This window comes from Acinetobacter sp. YH12134 (assembly GCF_013418555.1).
GTDB lineage: Bacteria > Pseudomonadota > Gammaproteobacteria > Pseudomonadales > Moraxellaceae > Acinetobacter > Acinetobacter indicus.
In genome coordinates this window covers 1-22,544 of the sequence record NZ_VPBT01000015.1, presented here as the reverse complement: position 1 = coordinate 22,544, position 22,544 = coordinate 1, and the positions used below count along the sequence as shown (strand labels likewise).

The following is a 22,544-nucleotide window of genomic DNA, read 5'->3' as shown; positions in this document are numbered from 1 at the left end:
AACGCGACAGTCCTAACTTCTAGAAAAAGGTGGAAAAATTGCAGCAGTTTGCTATTGGTCAACGTTGGTTGTCAGATACAGAAACAGAACTGGGCTTAGGCGTTCTTATTGATGTAGATGAACGTTCAATCAGCATTTTATTCCCCAAGAGTGACGAAACCCGTGTCTATGCACGTAACAATGCACCTTTGTCCCGTATCGTGTTTAATGCGGGCGATGAAGTACAGGACCAGGAAGGCCTGAAATGGACGGTTCAGAGTCTGGAAGATCGCGGTGGCGTGGTGCGTTATAACGTGGTACGTCAGCTGGAAGATGGTTCAGAAGAACAGAAATCGCTGAATGAAACCCGAATTGGCGCGCAAATCCAGCTGTCTAAACCCTTAGACCGTTTACTGGCCAGCCAGATTGACTATAAAGAATGGTACGACCTGCGTATTGAAGCGCTGTTGATGCAGGCCAATATGCACAGCAGTCCGCTGCGTGGCCTGATTGGTTCACGCGTTGGCCTGATTCCGCATCAACTCTATATTGCCCACGAAGTCGGTAAGCGTTTTGCACCGCGTGTATTACTGGCCGATGAAGTGGGTTTGGGTAAAACCATTGAAGCCGGTCTGATTATCCATCAGCAGCTCAAAACCGGCCGTTCAGAACGTATTTTAATTTTGGTGCCAGATTCACTGCAATATCAGTGGATGATTGAAATGCGCCGCCGTTTCAACCTGCAGTTCTCTTTATTTGATCTGACCCGTACAGCGTCAATTAAAGAACATGACCCGGATTTAAACCCGTTCCTGACCGAGCAATGTATTATTGCTTCTATTGACCTGATGATTGACCACGAAGATCTGCGTGAGCAGGCACTTGAAGCTGGTTTTGATTTACTGGTGGTTGATGAAGCGCATCACCTGATGTGGTCAGAAGAAGAAGGCGGCAATGACCGTTATGATCTGGTCGAAGAATTCGCTGAACAAACGGCGGGTGTGCTGCTCTTAACTGCAACCCCGGAACAGTTGGGTGTTGAAAGTCACTTTGCCCGTTTACGCCTGCTCGATCCGCAGCGTTTTAGTTCGTTGGACCGTTTCCTGGATGAAGAAGCGCAGTATCAGCAAACAGCCAAAATTGCTGAAGTACTGATGTCCGACATGCCACTGGAAGAAGGTCATCTGGCTGCTTTGGAAGGCTTGCTCGGTCATCGTATTGAAGACCATCCGGAACAGCGTTTCCGCGCCATTCATGAACTGTTAGACCGTCATGGTACCGGCCGTATTTTATTCCGTAACACCCGTGAAGCGATTCAGGGCTTCCCGGGCCGTGACTGTCAGCCAGCACCACTGCCAGCCCCAGACCACTGGGCCAAAGAGGGCAAGTTGCGTGAACAGATGTGGCCAGAAGAAGGCCAGCTTGATGGTGCGTGGATGGAAACCGATCCGCGTGTAATGTGGCTGATGGAAAAGCTGCGCAGCGATTTAAAACACAAAAAAGTGCTACTGATTGCACGTAGTGGTCCAGTGGTGGAAGCGCTAGAAAATGCACTGCGTTTACACGCCGGTATTCGTACTGCGATGTTCCATGAAGGTATGAGCCTGCTGGAACGTGACCAGGCGGCGGCGTATTTCGCAGAAGATTCCTATGGTGCGCAAATCCTGCTCTGTTCGGAAATTGGTTCAGAAGGGCGTAACTTCCAGTTTGCCTCCGATTTAATTTTATTTGATTTACCGGCGAACCCGGACGTACTGGAACAGCGAATTGGCCGTCTAGACCGGATTGGTCAGGAAAATCGGATTCAAATTCATGTGCCGTATTTACTCGGTACGGCGCAAGAACGCATGTTCCGCTGGTATAACGAAGCGTTGAATATTTTCAGCAATATTTCCCCAACGGCGCAGACTTTGCAGGAAAACTTCATTGTTGAATTAAAAGACTGCTTACTGGCAGATCAAGGCCAGCAGTTTGAAGAATTGCTGGAAGTAGTTAGCGTACAGCGCGAAGCTTTGGAAGCTGAATTGCAGGAAGGCCGTGACCGCCTGCTGGAATACAACTCTTGCCGTCCGGTGGTGGCACAGGAAATTGTCCAGGCGCTGGAAGATTATGATGACAACACTACCTTGCCAATGTTCATGAAGCGCTTTATGGCTTCAACCAACATCGACTTTGATGAACAAAGCAATGGCACAGTCATCATCAAGCCAACAGACCAGATGCAGGTGCAAGGTCTGACTTTAGATGAAGAGGGCATGACTGCGACTTTCTATCGTGATCAGGCTCAAATCCGCGAAGATGCACAATATCTGACTTTGGAACATCCATTTACCGAAAGCGTGATGGAAATGATCAATACCCAAAGCTTTGGTAGTACCAATGTGGCGGTGTTAAAGTCAGCTGCATTACCGCAAGGTTCGGTGCTGCTGGAAGTGTGGTTCAAGGTTGATGTGATTGCACCAAAAGCATTGAACCTGCCATCAAGCTTGCCGCAGCAATTGATTCGTGTATTGCTGAGTGAAAAAGGTCAGGATCTGTCGCAAAAAATTGCCCCTGAAATCTTAAAACCGTATTTACATCATTTAGATGGCAATAGCTGCCGTCAGGTGGTAAAAGCACGCCGTGAAGTGATTGAGCAGCGTTATGCACAGGCGCTGGACATTGCCAAAACTGCCTTGCCGGGCTTAAAAGAGCAGGCCAAAGAGATGTATGGCGCGAAATGGCAATATGAAATTGACCGTCTAACGTATCTGAAGCAATTTAACCCAAGCATCCGTGAAGATGAAATCAGCCGTTTGCAGAAATTGCAAAAAGAAGGTTTAAGCCTGCTTGACGGTATTGCGGTTACCCCGGAAGCAATTCAGGTGATGGTGGTGGTTAAACCATAACAGTCGTAATTTTTAGAAAAGCACCTTCTGAACTGCACCCCGAAAGTTGGACACTTTTAGTCTAATTTGAAGGGTGCTTTTTTAATACTGATTTGCCGGACATGAACAGCCCGGCGATCAGTGCACTAGAGTCCGGTAAAATGTTCATGCTAAGATGAGCCAAATTTTTAAAAGATATAACAACGATGGGTAAAGCATTAGTCACTTTAGGCTCTAAAACTTCACATGGCGGTGTGGTTGCTGAATGTGAAAGTTCATTTGTTATTAATGGCATTGCCGTGCATTTAAATGGCATGAAGCATTATTGTCCAAAATGTAAAACTACAGTAGCGGCCATTGCGGCCGATCCAACCACCCAGGTCAAAGGGCGTGGTGTGGTGATTGTTGGTGATAAAACCACCTGCGGCGCAACTTTCTTGCCTAGCCAGAATCTGGTGGTGTCGGCTAAATAAATATATTGGTCAGGCGTAGAGTGTTGAACCAGCCTGGCTAATCTTGAGAATCGCAGCAAAAATTAAAATTACCTCCTGCAAAATGGATTATCTGCTTCAAATAGCTTTATGACCACAACTGTTGTTTATTTTGCCCATGCCAATGGCATCGCCAGTCCTTGCTATCAGACCTTTTTTGATTATTTTGATGCCGATATTGAGCTGAAATATATTCCGGTCATTGGCCTGAATCCGGACTATCCGGTTGAGCCAAAATGGGAAAAACTGGTGGCGCAGGTCATTGCCGATATCGAGTTACAAACACCAAAACAGGCGGTGGTCGGTTTGGGGCATTCTTTTGGCGCGCTGGTGTTGCTGATGGCTTCTTATCAACGGCCAGATTTATTTAGCCAGCTGATTTTAATGGACCCGCCTTTTGTGATTGGTAAAACAGCGCCGATATTCGAGTTATTGCAAAAGCTGGGTTCAAAACAGATTGACCGTTTAACCCCGGCCGGGCTGAGTCTGAAACGTAAAGACGCCTGGTCTAGCCGTGAGCAGGCTTATCAGCAGTTACGTGGCAATGCCTTGTTTAAACAGTTTGATGAGCGCTGTTTTCAGGATTTTATCCGGCATGGTCTTAGAGAAGATGAGGCCGGCATCAGCTTACAGATTCCAAAACAGGTCGAGGCAGATATTTTTAGAACTGTACCAAGCTGGTGGTGGCGTTGGCCGCGTAAAGCCCCAAATTTACCGGTGCATTTAATCACGGCAGAGCAGAGTGCTTTTTATAAGCAAGGTTTCCCGCAGGGACTAAAAAAGATATATGGCATTGAGTTTAGTGTTGTAGCGGGTGGGCATATGTTCCCGCTGGAATCTCCTGAGCAGAGCGCACGCGATGTGCAGCAGCGGATTCGATCAACACTTTAAATAAGCAGTTTAAAATCCAGTTAACGGATTTGTGCTTCATCTAAATGGCGTGCGCCTTCGAGCAGCATGCGGATCATGATCATGGTTTGCTCGGCAATGATTTTACGTTCATTGGCGGGCATATCAATCACTTTGGCACCCATATTAAACACCAGCTGGGTAATGGCTGAAGAAACAATCTCCGGATGGGACAGTTTGCTGTTATTCAAACGCTCCAGACGAATCAGGTCATCTTTCAGTTCCTGCTGGAAATAGTTCAGCTGACGTTCCACTGCCTGCTTATAAGACGTCGATCCGGTATAGCCTTCACGCAACAGCAGACTTAAATTACCTTCATCAGCATCTAGCTGTTCAATAAAGACTTCAACCGAGGTGCGGATAATGCTGTTCTGTTTGGATGCTTTTAAACGTGCCTGATTCAGAATCTGACGCAGCACATGGCCGGCCCGGTCAATCAGGGCAATGGCCAGCTCATCAATATCTTTAAAGTGACGATAAAAACTATTCGGTGCAATACCGGCTTCGCGCGCGACTTCACGCAGGCTTAAAGAGGCAATACTTTTTTGGGGTCCGATCAGATTCAGTGCAGCCTGAAACAGCTCTTCCTTGGTAATGGTCGCTTTCCTGCCGACCGTACGCACCGTCATGGGTTCACGGATGTTGGGAACATCTTGGGCAAGAACATCATTACTTATTTTCATGGCAGGCTGAGTCATAGGGTCCAGAGCTGAAAGGCTTTTCAGTAGTATAGCCGTTGTGTGTGAACTTGTGAAATGAATAGAAACAATACAAGCGTATATACAAATATATATACATGTGTATAATAATTGAGAATTCATCGCGTGGTGTAGGCTATGCACGTTATCGAAAAGTCGAAATCTCCCCTCAAATCTCTTGCGAGTGCGATTGTTGATCCGTATTCGGCAAACTTCTGGTTACAAAAAATCAATCCGTTGTGGTCTGTGAATCAGGCATTGGGCAAGATTGTGCAAAAGCAGCAGACCGCGCAGGACACGGTCAGCCTGATGGTGCAGTTCAATCAGAAATTCCAGCTTGGACAGGCGGGCCAACATCACCCGGTCTTTGTCACCATTGAAGGAATTCGCTATGAGCGTACCTACAGCCTGACGCAACTGGATACTCAGCATGTGCTGTTAACCGTTAAAAAAGTCGATCAGGGTAAAGTCAGCAGCTGGTTGGTCAATCAGGCCAATGTGGGCGATATTCTGGAATTTGGCCAGCCTTATGGCGATATGTTGTTGCCTGAAGCGACACAGCCACTCATTTTGCTGGCTGCCGGTAGTGGTATTACCCCAATGTATAGCCTGGTCGATGCTTTGGCCAAATCGGGTCAATTAAAGCAGACCCCGGTTAAACTGATGTACTGGGTAAAAACCTTTGCCGATGTTGCTTTTAAAACCCAGTTTGAACAATGGGCGACACAATATCCACACTTTCGCTTTGACGTGTTTTATACCCAGGCAGGGGAAACACCGGCACAGCGTCTGAATGAAAGCCATCTGCAAGCCCTTGAGCAGATTGAACAGAGCGCAGTCTATGCCTGTGGTCCATCGGGTTTTGCTGCACGGGTAGAAGAACTGTTTGCGCATGCACAGCAATTAAAAACTGAAGCCTTTAGCATGAGCCCAATGCTCAATGAAGAAGCTGGTTTTGTGCAGGTGACCTTAACCCAATCGAATAAAACCGTGACCATTCCCAAAGGCCAATCTATTTTGACCAGCCTGGAGCAGCAGAATATTCAACCGAAGCATGGCTGCCGTATGGGAATTTGTAATAAATGTGCCTGCAACAAAGTCGAAGGCTCGACCAAAAATCTGGTGAATGGTGCGCAAAACACCGAACCGGGTAATTTGCTCATGCTTTGCGTGAATTCGGCACAAACAGACTTAGTTATTGACTTATAAGCGGGTACACTCACTATGAATATGCCAGTCAAATTTGAATATTTTAAAAATCCTAAAAACCGCGAATTAACCCAATTAGAACTGGATGAATTGGCGCGTGAATTAGACGCCATCAAGCAGGAAGTGCTGGATGATTTAGGCGAAAAAGATGCCAAATACATCCGCCGTGTATACTCAACCATCCGTTATGCTTCTATTGCGGGTCGTGCCTGCCTGTTTGCTGGCTGGTTCCCGCCAGCCTGGATTTTGGGTACTGGTCTGCTCGGCTTTGCCAAAATCATGGAAAATATGGAACTTGGCCATAACGTCATGCACGGTCAATATGACTGGATGAACGATCCAAAATTCAACGGTCAGACCTATGAGTGGGATATTGTCGGTACCTCTGAAAACTGGCGTCAAACCCACAACTACAAGCATCATACCTATACCAATATTAAAGGTATGGATGATGATATCGGCTATGGTCTGGTACGTCTGTTCCCAGAACAACGCTGGAAACCGGGTCATCTGCTACAACCGATTTACAGTATTCCATTCTGTTTACTGTTCCAGTGGGGTGTTGCGATTCAAAACCTGGAACTTGGTAAAGTGTGGATGGGCCGTAAAACCAAGGCTGAGCTGAAAGAAGAGTGGAAACCTTTACAGAGCAAAATCTCTAAACAGCTGTTTAAAGACTATGTGTTCTTCCCGCTGATTGCTGGTCCTGCTGCGTTACCGGTATTCACTGGCAACCTGGTGGCCAACGGGATTCGTAACATCTGGACCTTCAGTATTATTTTCTGTGGTCACTTCACCAAAGATGTTGAGGTATTCCCAAAATCGGTATTGAAAAATGAAAGCCGTGGTCACTGGTATATGCGCCAGATTCGCGGTTCTTCTAACCTGACCGGTTCAGAAGCGTTCCATATTCTGACTGGCCATTTAAGCCATCAGATTGAACACCATTTATATCCGGATGTACCGGCACGCCGTTACCGTCAGATGGCACCAAAAGTACAGGCAGTATGTGAAAAATATGGTTTGCACTACAACAATGCCAGCCTGTTTAAACAATATGGCAGTGTACTGAAACGGATTGCCAAGTATGCGTTTCCGTTTAAAAAATAAGCATAAAATGCGTTAAGACAAAAAAGGCAATTTTCATAGGAAATTGCCTTTTTTATTGAATAGAAGAGTTACAAAAACTAAAACCAAGCCGCTAACTCGGAAATCTGGAGAAAAAGGTTATTTGGTATGATTTTTGTTAATTCTTTATGAAATAATTCACATAAATGATTAAATTTGAGCATTTATGCCAATTACTTGATAAGTACAATGATATCCAAGCTTATATACTCTATGTGAGTATAAGTATATGGTTTTGATGAAAATTCAAAGCACAACAAGATTGATCACACTCAGTTAAATATGTATATGAAAAACATATTAATTATTTACACATTTTAACAGTTGGTAAAAATATTTAGAATTAAACATTTTTTAATTGAAAATCATAATCATAATCATAATCATAATCATAATCATAATTAAAATCAAAATGCAGTGAATTATTGCTAAACAATTTGGAGGTTTATACAACAAATCCAACAACAACTACTGCTCAAACTCAAAATCATGCAAAAGGCTGGCAACCCGCGGCAGCAGATACCTTTAAATATACAGTAGAAATTAAAGATATTGATTCAAAACCTGGTTATGAGTTGATTGCTACGGGAGAGGGGAGGAATGCCGGATGTGTACTGACCTTCAGAAGTAATAATTATAAAAATATTGCTGAAACTAGTAATGGCTGTGGCGGGTTAAGCTCATGGTAAGGCAACGTGGCGTGACCCTCATCGAATTGATGATTGGGATTGCTTTGCTTGCAATTCTTGCTGTGGCTATTTTCCCATTGGGCCGGGCTTGGGTGGCGAATGCGCAAATTACCAAAACTGAAAAAGAACTATTGGAAGCATATGCGCGTGCTAAAAATGAAGCGTTAAGAAACCCGAATGCTGTCAAGGAAGGAGCTAAGGCTGCCAGTCTGGAAGTGACTTCTACTACAGTGGTGGTAAAAGACAGTAACAATGCGACTATTTGGAGTTTCAATATTACTCCAACGGTGACAATTCAGTTGTCAACTTTACCAGCCTCAGCAACCTGTGACTCAGCAACTCAAAAGGTTGAATTAAATAATAATGCGTCTTTACAGACAAACACATGTACCCAGTATTTGATTCAAGCATTAGGAGGTCAAGATGAAGCAGGTTACTTCTAACGATCTTGGAATACCAAAGTATCAGCAGGGCGCGACTTTAATCGAAGTATTGGTTTCAATGGTGCTGATGGCTGTGATTGGCTTGGGTGCTGCTTATATTTCTGGTCGAACAGCAGTGGTGCACCGTGATCAGAATATTCATTTGCATACCATTAATCAAATGCGACAGCAGTTGGAAAACTCCAATGAATGTGGTGGGAAAGCTCTAGGCACACATACTGTTCAGGTACAGGTAGCGGGCAACAATGTAAACCTGGACTGTATTGTGAGCGAGGGTGCTTATACGGTGGTCGCCAATGACTCCACTGGAGGTGGGGTTGCTTCCTCTACGGTGGGCGGAATTAAAGTGAGTGCAGCAACTCTTGAAGTTGACGAAGCTGATACTTTTGTACCGGTTAAAGTGCAAATTGCACCGTGAAAAGGAGAGGAAGATGAATAGCCTAAAATTTTCACAGCGTGGTGTGACTTTAATTGAAATTCTAATCGCCCTGGCATTGTCTATTATTATTATTCTGGCCATGCTACGTGCTTTTGTGACTACAGGAAAAGTGACAGCAGAAGCTTCATTAGGTGCAAAAGTAGATAGCCATATTATGCTTGGTCTAATTGCCACAGACCGGATTTTGCAAGGAATGGGTTATGGTTTAACCAGTCCAACTCAGGCCGATTTTAAAGTATTAGATGCGGCCGGAGATGCAGTTGCCTTAAATACGATAGGTAAATATCTGGTCTGGAAAGTTTCCGATACTCATTGCCGAGCCTTATATAGCCATGAGAATGGCTTGTATTTATATGGCCCAACAGCAGCGGGGTATACATGCTCAGGCCTTGTCAAACCTGTTGATACGATTGCAAAAGAATTACTTATTCAAATTGATCAGGCTGCTTTAACTGATTCTGGTCTTGGCAATGATACGAATAAAATTGGTGCAATTAATATTAAAGTTCAACCTGTAACCGGTGGCTGTAGTCCTTTTGGGATTAAAGGAGGAGCTGGTATTGACTTAGGGAAATATCAGGTAGTGCTTGAGGCGAATACTTATGCGGCAAGTAGTGATAGCACAGCAAGAACAATTCAAAATATTACATGCCTATTTAATTTTAAATAGGGGAGGATAAAGTCATGCATAATGCGGCAGAACATCAAAGAAATTCTAAAAAATCGATTTCTTTTGCTAAGCAGGCAGGTATTTCCTCGCTTTTATTTATTGTATTGGTTGGTTTCTCGCTAACTGTTTTAACTGCTGGCTATATGTCTTCTATGCGCAATTTGCAGTCGAGTGCGACAACTGCACATGCACAGACTCAAGCACAAATGAAAGCAATGATGGGATATCAGGCGCTCAGTGATTTTTTATTGAATCAGCCACAAGGTTATTTAGATCGAATTACGACAGGTGAAATTAGAAATGGTGGAACTGTTACTAGTAGTTATGTGAAGTCTAATACTTGCCGTATCTACAAATCCAGATGAGGTGCATTATTGTTTTGATATTACAGGGCAAAGTGGTGGTGCATCAGCAATCGTACGTGCTATCTATGCTTATCAAAAACAAATTCAACAAAGTACTGTTGCAGGTACAATTTTTGCTGGTGGATTGGTAGTTGGAGGAAATGCAACATTTGTAGGTGAAACAGGAGAAAATGTCACAATTTTCGTAGGTGGAGAAAATGCAGGTAAGGTTGTTGATACTTCTGGTGCTGTGGTCACTTTAGATCGTATTACAGTACAAGCCTATACCAATCCTATTGAAGTTGCAGATGCAATGACTCTGAAAGGGTATGCCAACTATCTTTTTACTAGAAATAATGCTGGTGTAATGGAGTGTTTTCAAAATAATTTACATACTACAGGTACGACAACTATTACTACTCCAGTAAAAATTACATGTCCATCAGGAGTAACACTTAATAATAAGGCGGAATGGACTTTCAACTCAGCAACAGCAAATCTGGCAGGTATCGTTTGGTTTGATAATAATCTTATTGTTGAATTAAATAAAGAACCAAATGATATGGTAAATACGATATTAACAACAGGTTCCCTAACTACAGACTTAGGTACAGGAAATACAGCTGGTACTTATAATGCTTATGCGCCATTGCACTACCTGTTAACAGCAGATGATAGTAATATTAAGACACGTCTAAATAAGGTATGCCCTGCTGAAAATTATCCAACGCAGTATTGTCAGCCTTATGATGCTACTCAAAGAAACCTCATTAGCAATGTGGCATATTTTAGAGATAATAAGGATAAATTTTTAAAAAATACTAATTTATTTCCAGCAAATTTATCCAATATTCTATTTTTAACAGATACAGAGTTTGCTATTGATGCTGAGAATAATACTGTACTTAACTTGTATGGTAACATAGTGGGTACAAAAGGTGCAGGGGGTACGGGTAAAGCATCAGGGAAAATAACAGGTACTGGTGATATTAATGTAAAAGGTAACTTAGTGGTAACAGGTGACCTGAAAACTGAAGTACAAGGTAATATGACGGTTACTTTGGGTCGTAGTAATACAGATGGTAATAATATTCCCATCCTTATTTATTCGACGAAATCAAAAACAATCCGCTACATGTAACCCCAATCCACTAAAAACCCACAATAAATTGTGGGTTTTTTATTGCTTATTTAAAATCAAGCTAATTTCTTATAGAGCGTCACTTCAGGTAAAACTTGATCTGTGCCGACCATATAAGGATAAGTTGCCAGATTCAGCATTGGCTCATCTTCATAACTATTGCCATAAGCATAAATAGCATTGTACTGCTCTAAATCATAACGCATTATAATTTGTTGTTTCTTTTCATATAAACTGCAATCTGCCGTTAAATATTCACCGCTAAAGATAGAGTTCTCTAAAGCCACCTGAGAGCAGATTAAATCAATATTTAATAACTCACATACCGCTTCCAAATAAATATTAATAGAAGCAGAGACCAACACAATATCATCTCCATGGGCTTGATGTTTTTGAAGTTGGTTGAGTAATTCCGGATTTAAAGCTTGAACCAATTGTGCTGCATAGCTTTCTGCTTTTTCCTTAATTTGATGCTGCGGTACCGACTTAAACATTCCCTTAAATAGTCGGGGCCGCATTTTATGCGCCGGATAGAGCTTTAAATAATAAGCCATAATCCAGGGGAGGGTGATCAGTCCACGCTTGAGAATATGCCGTTTGCTCAGACTATAAAAAATAAACCCGGTAAAACTGTCATGCTCATACAGGGTTCCATCAAAATCGAATAAGGCTAGATTTTTATATTTTTGGCTTTTTGCATGCATGTGGTATATCGCCCGTTGACCCGAGTAGCAAACCAGTTGGTATTATAATCACGGCTGAGTTTTGGCCCGGAAATTACCACCTCTGGCATTATCGCATAAAATGGTGCTTTGCCAGTTTGTTCCTGATACAGTTTTAATAAGGCGCGATACGAGGCGGTATCTTCAAAATCCTGCTCTTTTTCTTTTTTCAGATCGGAGCGGATCTGGCGTGGGGTGAGCACAATATTATGTTTGGCAAAAACACTAATCAGCTCGCGTTCAGATTGACTCTTGGCACTGCGAACGTCGCCATCTTTGCTATAGAGCAGTAAATCACCATCTAGAGATAATTCGGCTTCGGTTAAATCATTCAGCATGCTCTGAAAAGCGGCATTACGGCTGGAATACATACCCGAGTTATAATCGGCAAAGCGATATAGCGGTTTATCATAGTCGGCCGGATACATCATCAGGCGGTGAATACCATAATACAGGCCACCATATTGGCTGTATAAATCGGTGCGTAATTCTGCAATATTGCCGCCTTGGCGTTTATGTTCCTTGGCATAGCTGATATGCACCTGCATCGAACCTAAGGTGGTAATCGGATTCAGCTTTTCTCCGATATTTTGACCAAACAGCTTGGCGGCGCCGGTCAGGGCCGACACATGATAATGCTTGGCCATATAGTCAAAAATTTCACGATAAAGTTCATCCAGTTCCCGTTCGGTTTTGACCCGGCGCATCTGGCTTAAATAGTTATCTTCCGGGCTTGGATGGTTTTTCAGTACATCCTGAAAATAGCCGGCAATGGTGCCTCCAATGGCTTCACCGAGTTTATCTTTAAACTTCTCGTCTAAGCGTTCCTGGACTTCTTTAACCGCTTTTTCACCTAAACCATAAACCTGCGGATCGGCAACAAAGTTGGATTCCTGATCGACCACGGCGACAATGGTACACATATTTTCCTTGGTCTGCGGAATACCCAATTGTTCACTAATATCGTAAATATCTTTGGCCCATGAATCACGATCTTTCACGCGGGAAGGAATTAGTCGTTTGATCTGATCTGCATCTAGACTTGGCTCATCGCCTTTATTCCACCAGGCGCTGTCGCCACAGGCAGCTAAACTTAAAGATAACGCAATCAGGCTTAAAGGTTTGATTACAGATGACAGGAAGGTGTGTTTCATAAACAGGAAAACTCGGTCCAGACGGGTCAGCCTACAGGGCAGATGAAGTATACAGAAATTCGGCTATACAGGTGTGAATATATATGTATACGGCCTACGTTGCACTGTCAATTTTTATCTGCAAACAGTCAGAGAATTGAGTAGCTCAAAAAAGTGAATAAGTGTGGAATTAGATACTGAATTCTATTTCAAAATAAAGCGCTGATTTTAACTTGATGATCTTCTGTTATTTTAAGAAAATATTTAAATAAATAAGGGAGATGCTGTATAAAATCATCTGAATTATTTTTTAAAATATTATCTGTTATTTTTTAATGATTGCAAAATTTTCTAATCAAAATAAAGGGAATTATTTTAGCGTAGAACTGTGGTTATTTTAGTGTGTATTTTAAATAAACCTTGTGTTTAGCAAATATAGGGCGTATAAAGCTAACTCTCCTTTGCGGGGTGGAGCAGTCTGGTAGCTCGTCGGGCTCATAACCCGAAGGTCGTTGGTTCAAATCCGGCCCCCGCATCCAACTTTTAATGCTTATAGTGATTGAATATTTGTCCATAATTGTGAGAATTGGGACAGTGAAAAGTTTAAAATAATCAAATTTGATTGTGTTTTTCTCCGATTTTTGAAAGATGAAATTTTAATAAAATTGAACAGCTTTCTTAAATGATCACCTAAGCTCATATAATGAGTCAGTTATGTTGAATAATGTAGAAAATTGGCAGTTGGCCACTGCAGTCAATGGTCAGGAAATTTTTGTAAAAGTAATGCCGCTGAAAAAGAAGCAGCGCTCGAGCCAGGGTTTTATCTGGGTGGAAGTCGGTAAAATGATTGAGCTTCAGTCCGGACAGCAGGTAGAATTTAACCTGGATGGTAAAAGTTTTTATATTGCTTTAAATCAGTTATATAAATTGAATTAATTTATTTTTATTGCATTCAGAACAGAAGTCTGTATAGTGGTCGTTAACTAGAAGAATTACTATTGTTTCAGCAAATCTTTTCCCTCCGTCGTTTTTTAATATCCTTCGTAGTATCAGATTTTTAGTTTCAAAGTCATTTTCCAGTTAATTATTGGTTTATCTATGACCAATTTAAAAGTTTTTTAATACAGGATTATCTTATGTCAAATACAGTTACTGGTACTGTGAAATGGTTTAATGAAACTAAAGGTTTTGGTTTTATTCAGGCAGATTCAGGTCAGGACGTTTTTGCTCATTACAGCGAAATTACCAACCAGGGCTTCAAAACTTTACATGAAGGCCAGCGCGTTGAATTTACCATCGTAGCGGGTAAAAAAGGCGACCAGGCCAGCGGTATTACTGCAATCTAATTGCCGGTTTCGCTGCAAAAAGCTCATCTTCTGATGGGCTTTTGTTTTTTTAGCATCTGCTAAAAACAGATGTGCTGTGGTCGGTACAGATGCATAGAAATTTTAGTCAGAAGGCTTTAAACTAGCCCGGTTTTCAGCGCCGTATCCAGTTTTCTCCCAGGTCAGGATAAGCTGCGCATTTTCTGTTTCCCGAGGTTCCTACATTGAGTTCACATCCTGTCATTCAAGAACTGTTTGATCGTCCTATTGAGCGAAAGCTGTGGGTGGCACCAATGGCAGGCGTCACGGATCGGCCGTTTAGAACGCTGTGCAAATATTTTGGCGCAGGCCATGCAGTCAGTGAAATGATGACCTCGGACAAGACTTTGCGCATGAGCAAAAAAAGTCTGTATCGGGCCAATTTTGATGGCGAAATCGCGCCGATTTCTGCACAAATTGCTGGCTCCGATCCGGCTGATCTGGCTGAAGCTGCGCGTTATCAGGTGGCCAATGGTGCACAGATTGTCGATATTAATATGGGCTGTCCTGCCAAAAAAGTATGTAATAAGCTGGCCGGTTCGGCATTATTGCAGGATGAAGATCTGGTCGCCCGGATTTTAGATGCAGTCGTAGAAGCAGTCGATGTGCCGGTAACTTTAAAAACCCGACTCGGTTTTTTAAACGGTCAGGAAAATATTCTGCGTGTGGCCAAGCGTGCGGAGCAGGCCGGTATTGCAGCGCTGGCCCTGCATGGTCGTACCCGCGAAGATATGTACCTGAACACGGCGCGTTATGAGTTAATCAAGCAGGTTAAGGCCGAGCTGAATATTCCCCTCATTGCCAATGGCGACATCGACAGTCCGGAAAAAGCTAAAATGGTGCTGGATTATACCGGTGCAGATGCGATTATGATTGGCCGTGCGGCACAAGGCCGTCCCTGGATTTTCCGTGAAATTGCCCATTATCTGACGACCGGTGAACATTTGGATGCACCGAGTATTGAAGAAGTCAAACAGGTATTGCTTGGGCATTTATCTGAGCTTTATAGCTTTTATGGAGAATATTCAGGCTGCCGTATTTCACGTAAACATATTGCCTGGTACACCAAAGGACTGCGTTCTAGCAATGAATTCCGCCAGAATATGTACCGTGTGGAAAGCACGGCCGAGCAGTATCAGGTGGTGGAAAACTACTTTAATCAACTGTTAGAACATGGCAACATCATGAGTGATGTGCAGGTTGAGCAGGTGAATCTGTTAGAAACCAAATGATTAAATATCTATCATAATTATGGCGCATTAGAGCGCCATTTTTTATCCCCGATTTTATCCGTTTACAATCTCTACAGACCTGAACACAGGGCAACATACGCTCACTGAATACGGACAGGACTTGGACATTGCAGGGCTTGGCTTGCTCTATGCTAGGTAAGTCTTCACTTGGCAAGATGATATTCCAGTCTTGTTAATAACAATGATCCAGGGAGTTTCAACATGACCAATACTAATCGTCCTGTGACTGAATTTAGCCATAAGACCTCAACAGAATTACCACAAGAACGAAGCCAGGGTTTAAATGTCGACCCGACCGATGTCAATGCACGTCCAGATTTGGACACCAATCGTGTCCCGGATATGAATGAAGCAGGCGATCATCCTGTGGGTACTAGTGTCGGTGTATTAGGGGGCGCGGCAACCGGTGCGGCCGTGGGTGCTGCAGCTGGACCGGTCGGTGCCGTAGTGGGCGGTATTGCCGGTGGTGTGGTCGGTGGATTGGCCGGTAATGAAATTGCCGATGCGATTGATCCGACTGCAGAAGATGTGTACTGGCGTGATCAGTACCAGAACCGTCCATATTATAATGAAACCCGCAGTGTCTATGCCGATGTCGACTATGATCGTGATTATCGAGGGGCCTATCGTCTGGGCTATGAAAACCGTCCTTTATATGAACAAAATGTCGATTTTGACCGGGCCGAGCCAGAACTGCGCACCAAATGGGAACAGATGAAAGGCGATTCCCGTCTAAACTGGGAAGAAGCTAAATTTGCAGCCAAAGATGCCTGGCAACGTGTCACCCGTTAAAGTATTCAAGCCATTATTAAGCCAATAAAAAAACATCTCCGCGGAGATGTTTTTTTATTGTTCTCGCTTAGTGACTGGTCATTTCCAGCACCAGTTGATTAATTAAATCACCGGCTTCCATGTCACGAATCAGACCGACATTGGCACCGGCCCAGAATGCACCGAATCCCTGTTCGCCTTGCTGGCTGGCTGCGGCATGTAACTGCTTGCCAATATCATAGGTATAGGGATAGGTTGGTACCGCCGGACGGTTTGGTGTATCCACCAAACGGTGCCATTGATTGACCAGACCACGTGCCGGACGGCCGGAAATTGAATCGGTAATTTGTGTACAGCTCTGGCTAAATAAAGCCTTGCGATACGCCTCATTGGCATTGGAAGATTTACATTGCACAAAGGCGGTCCCGAGCTGCACCGCAACTGCGCCCAGGTTCATGACACGCTGTGCATGTTGACCATTCATAATTCCACCAGCCGCAACCACCGGAATCTGACAGTGCTGGGTCAACAAGGTGACTAAGTCTACCGTGCGGATACCGCCATCAATAGCGGCATTAAACAGGCCACGATGACCGCCAGCCTCTACGCCTTGGGCAATAATAATATCAATACCCGCCGCTTCAATGGCTTGTGCTTCGGCCAGATTGGTGGCAGACACCATGGTGATAATTCCGGCCTGTTTTAGCGTCTGAATTTGATGCGCGTGTGGAATACCAAAATGAAAACTCACCGCCTGAGGACGGGTTTCCAGCACCAGATTCAGATAATCATCATTGCTTAAAAAACTAGGATACAGATTTTTGAGCTGGGTCGGCAGCGCTACGCCATAATGGACAAAATGCGGACTTAAATAATCCAGCCAGACCTGAGCAGCAGCTTCATCCAGCGGCTCGGGTTGGTGACAGAAGAAATTGACCTGAAAAGGGCAGTCGGTCAGGCCTTGGGTTTTTAAAATCTGCTCTCGGGCAGACGCCACTGAACTGGCCCCTAAGCCCAGTGAACCCAAGCCGCCCTGGTTGGAAACTTCGGCAGCCAGTTCAGGTGTCGAAACACCGGCCATGGGCGCTAAAAAAATAGGATGTTTAATGCCGAGCTGTTCCAATATAGACATGCGATTTCTCCTTATTCTTCCTACACTTTGCCCAAGCTGAACAAAATTAGCAAATCATAATCATTATTTATTTTTTAAATAATCTGCTCCATCTTACACAGCAGTTACATTCGTTGCGACAAGCTGGGTCGTGCTAACGCATCGGCTTGCTAGGCGCAACATTTTCGCTTTTTTATAATCAGCTTATCTCCTGATTTCTGCTGAAACGCATGTCTGAACGTATCCGTGAAAAACTGCAAATTTTAGCCGATGCTGCCAAATATGATGTGTCCTGCTCATCGAGTGGCAGTCGGCGCAAAAATAAAGACCAAGGGCTGGGCAATACCGGTAATGGCATCTGTCACAGCTATACCGAAGATGGGCGCTGTGTTTCGCTGCTTAAAATCCTGTTCTCCAATGTTTGCATTTATGACTGTGCCTATTGCGTGTCGCGGCGTTCCAATGATGTGAAACGCGCAGCCTTTACCGTACAGGAAGTGGTCGATCTGACCATAAATTTTTACCGGCGCAATTATATTGAAGGGCTGTTTTTAAGTTCCGGTATTTTTAAATCGGCCGATTACACCATGGAACGAATGCTACAGGTGGTGAAAAAGCTGCGGCTGGAAGAAAACTTTAATGGATATATTCATTTAAAAACCATCCCGGGCGCATCTCAGGAAATTATTACCGAAGCCGGTTTATATGTTGACCGGATGAGTATTAATCTGGAAATGCCGACCGAAGCCGGACTACAGCAGTTTGCCCCGGAAAAAAGTCATGCCGAAGTGCAGAAGGATTTGGGTATTGTCCGCGATCGCCTGATTCAACTGAAAGATGAATCGAAAATCATCAAATCGGTACCGAAGTTTGTTCCGGCCGGACAAACCACGCAGATGGTGGTGGGTGCACATAATGAAACCGACCAAGACATTATTATGATGGCCGATCGGCACTACAAAGAATTCAAGCTAAAACGGGTTTATTTTTCTGGTTATATTCCAATTAATACACAGGAAAAGGCCTTGCCCGCTGTCGGTTCAGCGCCGCCGTTGCTGCGTGAAAACCGGCTCTATCAAAGTGACTGGTTAATGCGTTTTTATGGTTTTGCTGCGCATGAACTGGTGGATGATCAACATCCCAATTTAGACCTGGATGTCGACCCGAAATTGGGCTGGGCACTGCGTCATCCAGAGGCTTTTCCGGTAGATATCAACCGTGCCGACTACCAGTTGATTTTACGGGTGCCGGGTATAGGCGTGCGTTCGGCGCAGAAAATTGTGCAGGCGCGCCGGTTTGGGCACATTCATATAGATCAGCTAAAACGCATGGGCGTGGCCTATAACCGTGCCCAGCATTTTATTCGCTGTGCCGACAGCCCGAAATTTAAAAAAGAGCCGCCAGCGCAGCAGATTCGCCAGCAGATTTTACAGTCGGGGCAATCCAAATATCAGCAGCAGCTCTCGCCACAACTGGGCTTTGCTTTTTAATGGCCACCTACTGCTTTGATGGCACGCTCACCGGCTTGCTTTGCTGTGTGTTTCGGGCATTTCGCTTTCAAGAGTTTGATGTACACATTACCGCCAATCCGCAGTCCCAGCATGGCCTGTTTGATGAGTTTATTGTCGTGTCTTCACAGGATGAGCAGGGACAGCGGGTCTGGCAGGGCTTGAAACAGAAAATCCAGCCCGGCAGCTTGCGTCAGTTTTATCTGTGCTTTTTGTCGGAGCAGGAACAGGCCTTTCAGCATCTGTTTGATTTTTGCATTTATGTTTTTCAACACGGCCATGCGGTGGATGGTAATTATGGCCATCCGGCGGTGTTGGGCATGGCACAGTGGGCCAAGCAGGTGGGCCGGGAAAAACATCGCATGGAAGCTTTTGTACGCTTTAAAAAATGTCAGGATGGTCTGTTCTTAAGTCTGGTGCGGCCAGATTTTAATGTATTACCGCTGATCGAGCGGCATTTTAAGGCGCGTTACCAAGATCAGCGCTGGCTGATTTATGACGAACAGCGTGATTACGGCATTTATTATGATCTGGATGATGTGCATCAGGTGCAGATGAATGCCCGGCAGCTGGATCTCCAGCTGGGCAGTGGCCACAGTCAGGCCTTTAGTATCGAGCTGGATGCTGAAGAATTTTTATATGACCAGCTGTGGAAAGATTATTTTCACAGCGTCAATATTCAGGCACGGCAGAACATGAAGCTGCATATTCAGTATGTACCGAAACGTTACTGGCGCTATATGAATGAAAAGTCGCTCTAACTTTCATCCCGGCCGGTTTCATCAGTATAATGCCCGGGTTGTATCGTGGAAAAGGTAAAGGCATGAAGGGGTATGTAGGGGCTGTTTTGCTCACAATAACAGGTTTGACAGCATGTGGACCACATGAGGCAGAGCAGGTACAGGTCCAGCCTGAACAGTACCAGGTGGCCAGTGCAGAGCAGCTACAGCAGCGCTTTAGTGCCTTAAACCGTCAACTGGAAGCCGATTTTCAGCAGTTTAAGCAGCTGGAAAGTATTGCCTTTGCCCAGCAGTTTCCTTTAGATGCCGATAATCTGATGACCTTGAACCAGCATCTGGTCAGCAGTACCGCCTTAAAGCCGACCAAAGCCGGCTATTGCGATATGATGAATGGCTATTTTGCCGAGATGTATCGTCTCGGACATTATAATCTGGAACTGCTTGATCAGATCCAGCTGCCCCAGGCTCAACAGGAAAATTTAAAGCAGAATTTTGCCAATGCCGACAATTTTTATGATTTTATTTTAAACCGCTATACCAGCTATCGTCAGGTGCAGCAAACCATGAATTATGGCTGTAACCTGAAAGCGGCTTTACAGTAAACACAGCCCTAAGGTAAAAAAACCGCCCGATTTGCTGGGCGGTTTTTTTATAAAGGTGTGACATGGAACAACGAGCCAATCCAGTGTGCGAATAGCATGGCCACCACGCCCCAGACCGTGACCCGCAAGCTGCCTCTGAGCATGGAGGTGCCGGCAAAATAGCTGGACAGGGCACCGAGTAAGGCCAGCGATAAGACACCTACAATCACAATGCTTCGGTCCAGATATTCCACCGGACTAAAGACAATGGTCAGTAAAGGCAACAGCGCCCCTAAAGAAAATGCAATCGCCGAGGATGCCGCCGCCTGTACCGCATTGGCGGCAGTATTTTCATGAATGCCGATTTCATCGCGGGCGTGGGCGGCTAGGGCATCTTTGGCGGTCAGCTGTACCGCCACTTCATGCGCTAGCTCAGGCGTCAGGCCGCGCAAGGTATAAATATGGGTCAGTTCTTTTAGTTCTAGATCGGGGTTTTTACGCAGTTCTCTGGATTCCATGTGCAGATCAGCCTGCTCGATATCTTCCTGGGATTTGACCGAAATATATTCGCCGGCAGCCATGGAACTGGCGCCTGAAATCAGGCCGGCAATACAGGTAATCAGCAGGGTCTGGCTGGAAGCACCACTGGCCGCCATCCCGATCACCAGACTGGTCACTGAGATAATCCCATCATTGGCCCCCAACACCGCAGCACGTAACCAGCCCGTTCTTAAAATATAATGTTTTTCATGATGATGTGAATAACTCATAGCCCGCCTGATTTCTTATTGTATGCGGCTATCTTAACCCAGAGATGCAAAAATCCTCAACTTTTGGGGCTTTTTGAACGGCAAGTCAGGAATTAACAGCCGGTCAGCTTTTCCGGTTGTGGGCGTTCTTCCGGGAAGAAGAATGGACGCAGTTTGACCCCAATGCCATTGCCAATAAAGGCAAATACCAGCCACAGCCAGCCATGTAAACTGCCAGAGGCAATACCACTGAAATAGGCGCCAATATTACAGCCATAAGCCAGGCGTGCGCCATAACCTAACAGCAAACCGCCAACAATCGCTGCCATCAGCGAGCGTTTTGGAATATTAAAGTTCGGTACGAATTTACCGGCCAGACTGGCTGCCAGCAGGGCGCCGAGCATAATCCCGAAGTTCATCATCGAGGTAATATCAAACCATAACGACTCTGTCAGTGCTTTGGCATTGGCTGGTTGCTGCCAGTAGCTCCAGGAGGCCACATCAACGCCAACAAAACTGGCCGATTTGGCGGCCCAGACGGCCAGCGCAGAGGTTACGCCCCAAGGACGTCCAGCCAACGCAAGAGTAGCGAAGTTCAGCAGGGTCAGGATGATACCGCCCCACACTAACGGCCACGGGCCACGTAAGAAGCGTTTCCAGCCCTGATACTGTGCAGCCGGTTCAACCTCCAGACTGCCATGACGTTTCTTTTCATACCATACGGTAACCAAGGCAATCAGGGCAAACAGCACAAAGTTCAGCAATAACGCCGGCATCACACCTAAGCTGGTGACCAGTGAAATAGGTGCCAGATGCGGCAGGTTAAACCACCAGTCTAAATGCGTGGTGGCAATCAGTGAGCCTAAGCAGAAGAATACCAGTGTTACCAGCATGCGTGCGCTACCACCACCCACGGTATACAGCGTACCAGAAGCACAGCCGCCGCCGAGCTGCATGCCAATACCAAAAATAAAGGCACCAATCATCACCGACATTGACACTGGGCTAACAAAACCATTGACCGGATTGCCAAACAGTTCACCTGCACCTAAGGCTGGGAAAAACAGCAGTACTGCCAGACCAAGCATGATCATTTGTGCACGCAGACCGCGACCACGACCTTGCTTGATAAACACCCGCCAGCTTGAGGTAAAACCAAAAGAAGCATGGTACAGGGTCATCCCCAGTGCACCACCAATCAGGAATAATAGTGCCTGGTTAATGCCCACCACCTGATAGGCGCCAATACAGCCAATAAACAATAACACCAGCGCGACCCAGATCGAGCGATTCGACCGGTCGGCTTTTGCAGCAATAATAGACATAGACAATAACAGGGAGAGAAATCAGAATCCTGAGTATTTTAGTGGAAATTTAAACTTTTAACCTGACAGAAACAGTCATTTAAGCTATTTTTAATTTGAAATTTATAATTTCAAATATTAGTAAAAGGAATAATAAAAAAGCTCCCGGAAGGGTAATGCCAGTCAGTTAAGAGATTGACTGGCTTTTTCTTGGGTATTTTTGAGGTTTTCCTTTTACAACTCTTGGGTAACTCCTCATCCGTCTCTCAGGTAAAACATATCTATCAGATTTCTCCATTAA

General features: G+C 44.7%; 24 protein-coding genes and 1 tRNA gene. 19 read left to right on the top strand and 6 right to left on the bottom strand.

The features are described from left to right. Window positions 1–29: 29 nt before the first annotated feature. From rapA to FTU69_RS09685, 3 genes are all read left to right on the top strand, one after another. Window positions 30–2,867, top strand: a complete 2,838-nt coding sequence (gene rapA, locus FTU69_RS09695) for an RNA polymerase-associated protein RapA (RefSeq protein ID WP_180103806.1) — start codon at window positions 30–32, stop codon at window positions 2,865–2,867. A gap of 185 nt (window positions 2,868–3,052) precedes the next feature. Further along, a complete protein-coding gene (locus tag FTU69_RS09690) occupies window positions 3,053–3,319 on the top strand; it encodes a PAAR domain-containing protein (RefSeq protein ID WP_005178913.1) in 267 nt (88 codons plus the stop codon). A gap of 108 nt (window positions 3,320–3,427) precedes the next feature. Next, the gene (locus FTU69_RS09685) at window positions 3,428–4,228 is read left to right on the top strand and encodes an alpha/beta fold hydrolase (RefSeq protein WP_180088766.1); all 801 of its coding nucleotides are present in this window, start codon (window positions 3,428–3,430) and stop codon (window positions 4,226–4,228) included. Between the two features lie 20 nt (window positions 4,229–4,248). On the opposite strand, the gene fabR is transcribed toward FTU69_RS09685, so the two are convergent. After that, window positions 4,249–4,875 carry an HTH-type transcriptional repressor FabR gene (gene fabR, locus FTU69_RS09680; protein ID WP_228151050.1) on the bottom strand — a complete coding sequence of 209 codons (627 nt, stop codon included), beginning with the start codon at window positions 4,873–4,875 and terminating at the stop codon, window positions 4,249–4,251. 207 nt (window positions 4,876–5,082) lie between these two features. On the opposite strand from fabR, the gene FTU69_RS09675 reads away from it, so the two are divergent. The 8 genes from FTU69_RS09675 (at window position 5,083) to FTU69_RS09640 (ending at window position 11,007) form a co-directional block, all read left to right on the top strand. Then, complete coding sequence (locus FTU69_RS09675; RefSeq protein WP_180103805.1) at window positions 5,083–6,153, top strand: ferredoxin reductase; 1,071 nt, start codon at window positions 5,083–5,085, stop codon at window positions 6,151–6,153. A 15-nt stretch (window positions 6,154–6,168) separates the two neighbouring features. Continuing rightward, a complete protein-coding gene (locus FTU69_RS09670; RefSeq protein WP_005178901.1) occupies window positions 6,169–7,263 on the top strand; it encodes an acyl-CoA desaturase in 1,095 nt (364 codons plus the stop codon). Between the two features lie 443 nt (window positions 7,264–7,706). Next, on the top strand, window positions 7,707–7,970 hold the full coding sequence (locus tag FTU69_RS09665; protein WP_127800261.1) for a hypothetical protein: 264 nt from the start codon (window positions 7,707–7,709) through the stop codon (window positions 7,968–7,970). Continuing rightward, a complete protein-coding gene (locus tag FTU69_RS09660) occupies window positions 7,964–8,413 on the top strand; it encodes a Tfp pilus assembly protein FimT/FimU (protein ID WP_168383869.1) in 450 nt (149 codons plus the stop codon). The genes FTU69_RS09665 and FTU69_RS09660 overlap by 7 nt, the downstream gene beginning before the upstream one ends. Next, window positions 8,394–8,831 (top strand): type II secretion system protein J, encoded by a 438-nt coding sequence (locus FTU69_RS09655; RefSeq protein ID WP_127800257.1) that lies wholly within the window; start codon window positions 8,394–8,396, stop codon window positions 8,829–8,831. Before FTU69_RS09660 ends, FTU69_RS09655 begins: the two co-directional genes overlap by 20 nt. A gap of 13 nt (window positions 8,832–8,844) precedes the next feature. Then, on the top strand, window positions 8,845–9,522 hold the full coding sequence (locus tag FTU69_RS09650; RefSeq protein ID WP_163170240.1) for a prepilin-type N-terminal cleavage/methylation domain-containing protein: 678 nt from the start codon (window positions 8,845–8,847) through the stop codon (window positions 9,520–9,522). A 14-nt stretch (window positions 9,523–9,536) separates the two neighbouring features. Further along, window positions 9,537–9,887 (top strand): hypothetical protein, encoded by a 351-nt coding sequence (locus FTU69_RS09645; RefSeq protein WP_180103804.1) that lies wholly within the window; start codon window positions 9,537–9,539, stop codon window positions 9,885–9,887. Between the two features lies 1 nt (window position 9,888). Further along, window positions 9,889–11,007 (top strand): hypothetical protein, encoded by a 1,119-nt coding sequence (locus FTU69_RS09640; RefSeq protein ID WP_180103803.1) that lies wholly within the window; start codon window positions 9,889–9,891, stop codon window positions 11,005–11,007. Between the two features lie 56 nt (window positions 11,008–11,063). Here FTU69_RS09640 and FTU69_RS09635 read toward each other — a convergent pair whose 3' ends face one another. Then, window positions 11,064–11,711, bottom strand: coding sequence for an HAD-IB family phosphatase (locus FTU69_RS09635; protein WP_180103802.1), 648 nt, complete (start codon window positions 11,709–11,711; stop codon window positions 11,064–11,066). After that, window positions 11,678–12,883 (bottom strand): DUF1615 domain-containing protein, encoded by a 1,206-nt coding sequence (locus FTU69_RS09630; protein ID WP_180103801.1) that lies wholly within the window; start codon window positions 12,881–12,883, stop codon window positions 11,678–11,680. The genes FTU69_RS09635 and FTU69_RS09630 overlap by 34 nt, the downstream gene beginning before the upstream one ends. A 441-nt stretch (window positions 12,884–13,324) precedes the next feature. On the opposite strand from FTU69_RS09630, the gene FTU69_RS09625 reads away from it, so the two are divergent. The 5 genes from FTU69_RS09625 to FTU69_RS09605 all read left to right on the top strand — a co-directional run bounded on the left by FTU69_RS09625 (window position 13,325) and on the right by FTU69_RS09605 (window position 16,271). After that, window positions 13,325–13,401, top strand: a tRNA-Met gene (locus FTU69_RS09625). Between the two features lie 175 nt (window positions 13,402–13,576). Next, window positions 13,577–13,798 (top strand): hypothetical protein, encoded by a 222-nt coding sequence (locus FTU69_RS09620; protein WP_005178882.1) that lies wholly within the window; start codon window positions 13,577–13,579, stop codon window positions 13,796–13,798. Window positions 13,799–13,998: 200 nt separating this feature from the next. Then, window positions 13,999–14,208, top strand: coding sequence for a cold-shock protein (locus FTU69_RS09615; RefSeq protein ID WP_005178879.1), 210 nt, complete (start codon window positions 13,999–14,001; stop codon window positions 14,206–14,208). 230 nt (window positions 14,209–14,438) lie between these two features. Then, window positions 14,439–15,458 (top strand): tRNA dihydrouridine synthase DusB, encoded by a 1,020-nt coding sequence (gene dusB, locus FTU69_RS09610; protein WP_257223632.1) that lies wholly within the window; start codon window positions 14,439–14,441, stop codon window positions 15,456–15,458. A 222-nt stretch (window positions 15,459–15,680) separates the two neighbouring features. Further along, window positions 15,681–16,271, top strand: a complete 591-nt coding sequence (locus tag FTU69_RS09605; protein ID WP_005178874.1) for a hypothetical protein — start codon at window positions 15,681–15,683, stop codon at window positions 16,269–16,271. Window positions 16,272–16,338: 67 nt separating this feature from the next. Here FTU69_RS09605 and FTU69_RS09600 read toward each other — a convergent pair whose 3' ends face one another. Continuing rightward, window positions 16,339–17,382 (bottom strand): nitronate monooxygenase family protein, encoded by a 1,044-nt coding sequence (locus tag FTU69_RS09600; protein ID WP_180088774.1) that lies wholly within the window; start codon window positions 17,380–17,382, stop codon window positions 16,339–16,341. Window positions 17,383–17,591: 209 nt separating this feature from the next. Between FTU69_RS09600 and FTU69_RS09595 the strand changes: the two genes are divergently transcribed. The 3 genes from FTU69_RS09595 (at window position 17,592) to FTU69_RS09585 (ending at window position 20,211) form a co-directional block, all read left to right on the top strand. Next, window positions 17,592–18,851, top strand: a complete 1,260-nt coding sequence (locus FTU69_RS09595) for a putative DNA modification/repair radical SAM protein (protein WP_005178869.1) — start codon at window positions 17,592–17,594, stop codon at window positions 18,849–18,851. Continuing rightward, window positions 18,851–19,630 carry a TIGR03915 family putative DNA repair protein gene (locus FTU69_RS09590; protein ID WP_104472890.1) on the top strand — a complete coding sequence of 260 codons (780 nt, stop codon included), beginning with the start codon at window positions 18,851–18,853 and terminating at the stop codon, window positions 19,628–19,630. Before FTU69_RS09595 ends, FTU69_RS09590 begins: the two co-directional genes overlap by 1 nt. 62 nt (window positions 19,631–19,692) lie before the next feature. Further along, window positions 19,693–20,211 (top strand): hypothetical protein, encoded by a 519-nt coding sequence (locus tag FTU69_RS09585; RefSeq protein ID WP_005178855.1) that lies wholly within the window; start codon window positions 19,693–19,695, stop codon window positions 20,209–20,211. A gap of 47 nt (window positions 20,212–20,258) precedes the next feature. Here FTU69_RS09585 and FTU69_RS09580 read toward each other — a convergent pair whose 3' ends face one another. Both FTU69_RS09580 and FTU69_RS09575 read right to left on the bottom strand, forming a co-directional pair. Continuing rightward, the gene (locus FTU69_RS09580) at window positions 20,259–20,960 is read right to left on the bottom strand and encodes a VIT family protein (RefSeq protein WP_005178853.1); all 702 of its coding nucleotides are present in this window, start codon (window positions 20,958–20,960) and stop codon (window positions 20,259–20,261) included. Window positions 20,961–21,052: 92 nt separating this feature from the next. Next, on the bottom strand, window positions 21,053–22,264 hold the full coding sequence (locus FTU69_RS09575; RefSeq protein WP_180103799.1) for a YeeE/YedE family protein: 1,212 nt from the start codon (window positions 22,262–22,264) through the stop codon (window positions 21,053–21,055). Between the last annotated feature and the right edge of the window lie 280 nt (window positions 22,265–22,544).

Bases quoted from the DNA above. Each gene is read 5' to 3' on its own strand.
- FTU69_RS09635 (WP_180103802.1), bottom strand. From the start codon at position 11,711: ATGCATGCAAAAAGCCAAAAATATAAAAATCTAGCCTTATTCGATTTT.
- FTU69_RS09630 (WP_180103801.1), bottom strand. From the start codon at position 12,883: ATGAAACACACCTTCCTGTCATCTGTAATCAAACCTTTAAGCCTGATT.
- FTU69_RS09660 (WP_168383869.1), top strand. From the start codon at position 7,964: ATGGTAAGGCAACGTGGCGTGACCCTCATCGAATTGATGATTGGGATT.
- FTU69_RS09575 (WP_180103799.1), bottom strand. From the start codon at position 22,264: ATGTCTATTATTGCTGCAAAAGCCGACCGGTCGAATCGCTCGATCTGG.
- FTU69_RS09675 (WP_180103805.1), top strand. From the start codon at position 5,083: ATGCACGTTATCGAAAAGTCGAAATCTCCCCTCAAATCTCTTGCGAGT.
- FTU69_RS09685 (WP_180088766.1), top strand. From the start codon at position 3,428: ATGACCACAACTGTTGTTTATTTTGCCCATGCCAATGGCATCGCCAGT.
- FTU69_RS09605 (WP_005178874.1), top strand. From the start codon at position 15,681: ATGACCAATACTAATCGTCCTGTGACTGAATTTAGCCATAAGACCTCA.
- FTU69_RS09595 (WP_005178869.1), top strand. From the start codon at position 17,592: ATGTCTGAACGTATCCGTGAAAAACTGCAAATTTTAGCCGATGCTGCC.
- FTU69_RS09580 (WP_005178853.1), bottom strand. From the start codon at position 20,960: ATGAGTTATTCACATCATCATGAAAAACATTATATTTTAAGAACGGGC.
- FTU69_RS09650 (WP_163170240.1), top strand. From the start codon at position 8,845: ATGAATAGCCTAAAATTTTCACAGCGTGGTGTGACTTTAATTGAAATT.
- FTU69_RS09590 (WP_104472890.1), top strand. From the start codon at position 18,851: ATGGCCACCTACTGCTTTGATGGCACGCTCACCGGCTTGCTTTGCTGT.
- FTU69_RS09615 (WP_005178879.1), top strand. From the start codon at position 13,999: ATGTCAAATACAGTTACTGGTACTGTGAAATGGTTTAATGAAACTAAA.
- FTU69_RS09585 (WP_005178855.1), top strand. From the start codon at position 19,693: ATGAAGGGGTATGTAGGGGCTGTTTTGCTCACAATAACAGGTTTGACA.
- FTU69_RS09645 (WP_180103804.1), top strand. From the start codon at position 9,537: ATGCATAATGCGGCAGAACATCAAAGAAATTCTAAAAAATCGATTTCT.
- FTU69_RS09620 (WP_005178882.1), top strand. From the start codon at position 13,577: ATGTTGAATAATGTAGAAAATTGGCAGTTGGCCACTGCAGTCAATGGT.
- fabR (WP_228151050.1), bottom strand. From the start codon at position 4,875: ATGACGGTGCGTACGGTCGGCAGGAAAGCGACCATTACCAAGGAAGAG.
- FTU69_RS09600 (WP_180088774.1), bottom strand. From the start codon at position 17,382: ATGTCTATATTGGAACAGCTCGGCATTAAACATCCTATTTTTTTAGCG.
- FTU69_RS09670 (WP_005178901.1), top strand. From the start codon at position 6,169: ATGAATATGCCAGTCAAATTTGAATATTTTAAAAATCCTAAAAACCGC.
- FTU69_RS09655 (WP_127800257.1), top strand. From the start codon at position 8,394: ATGAAGCAGGTTACTTCTAACGATCTTGGAATACCAAAGTATCAGCAG.
- FTU69_RS09690 (WP_005178913.1), top strand. From the start codon at position 3,053: ATGGGTAAAGCATTAGTCACTTTAGGCTCTAAAACTTCACATGGCGGT.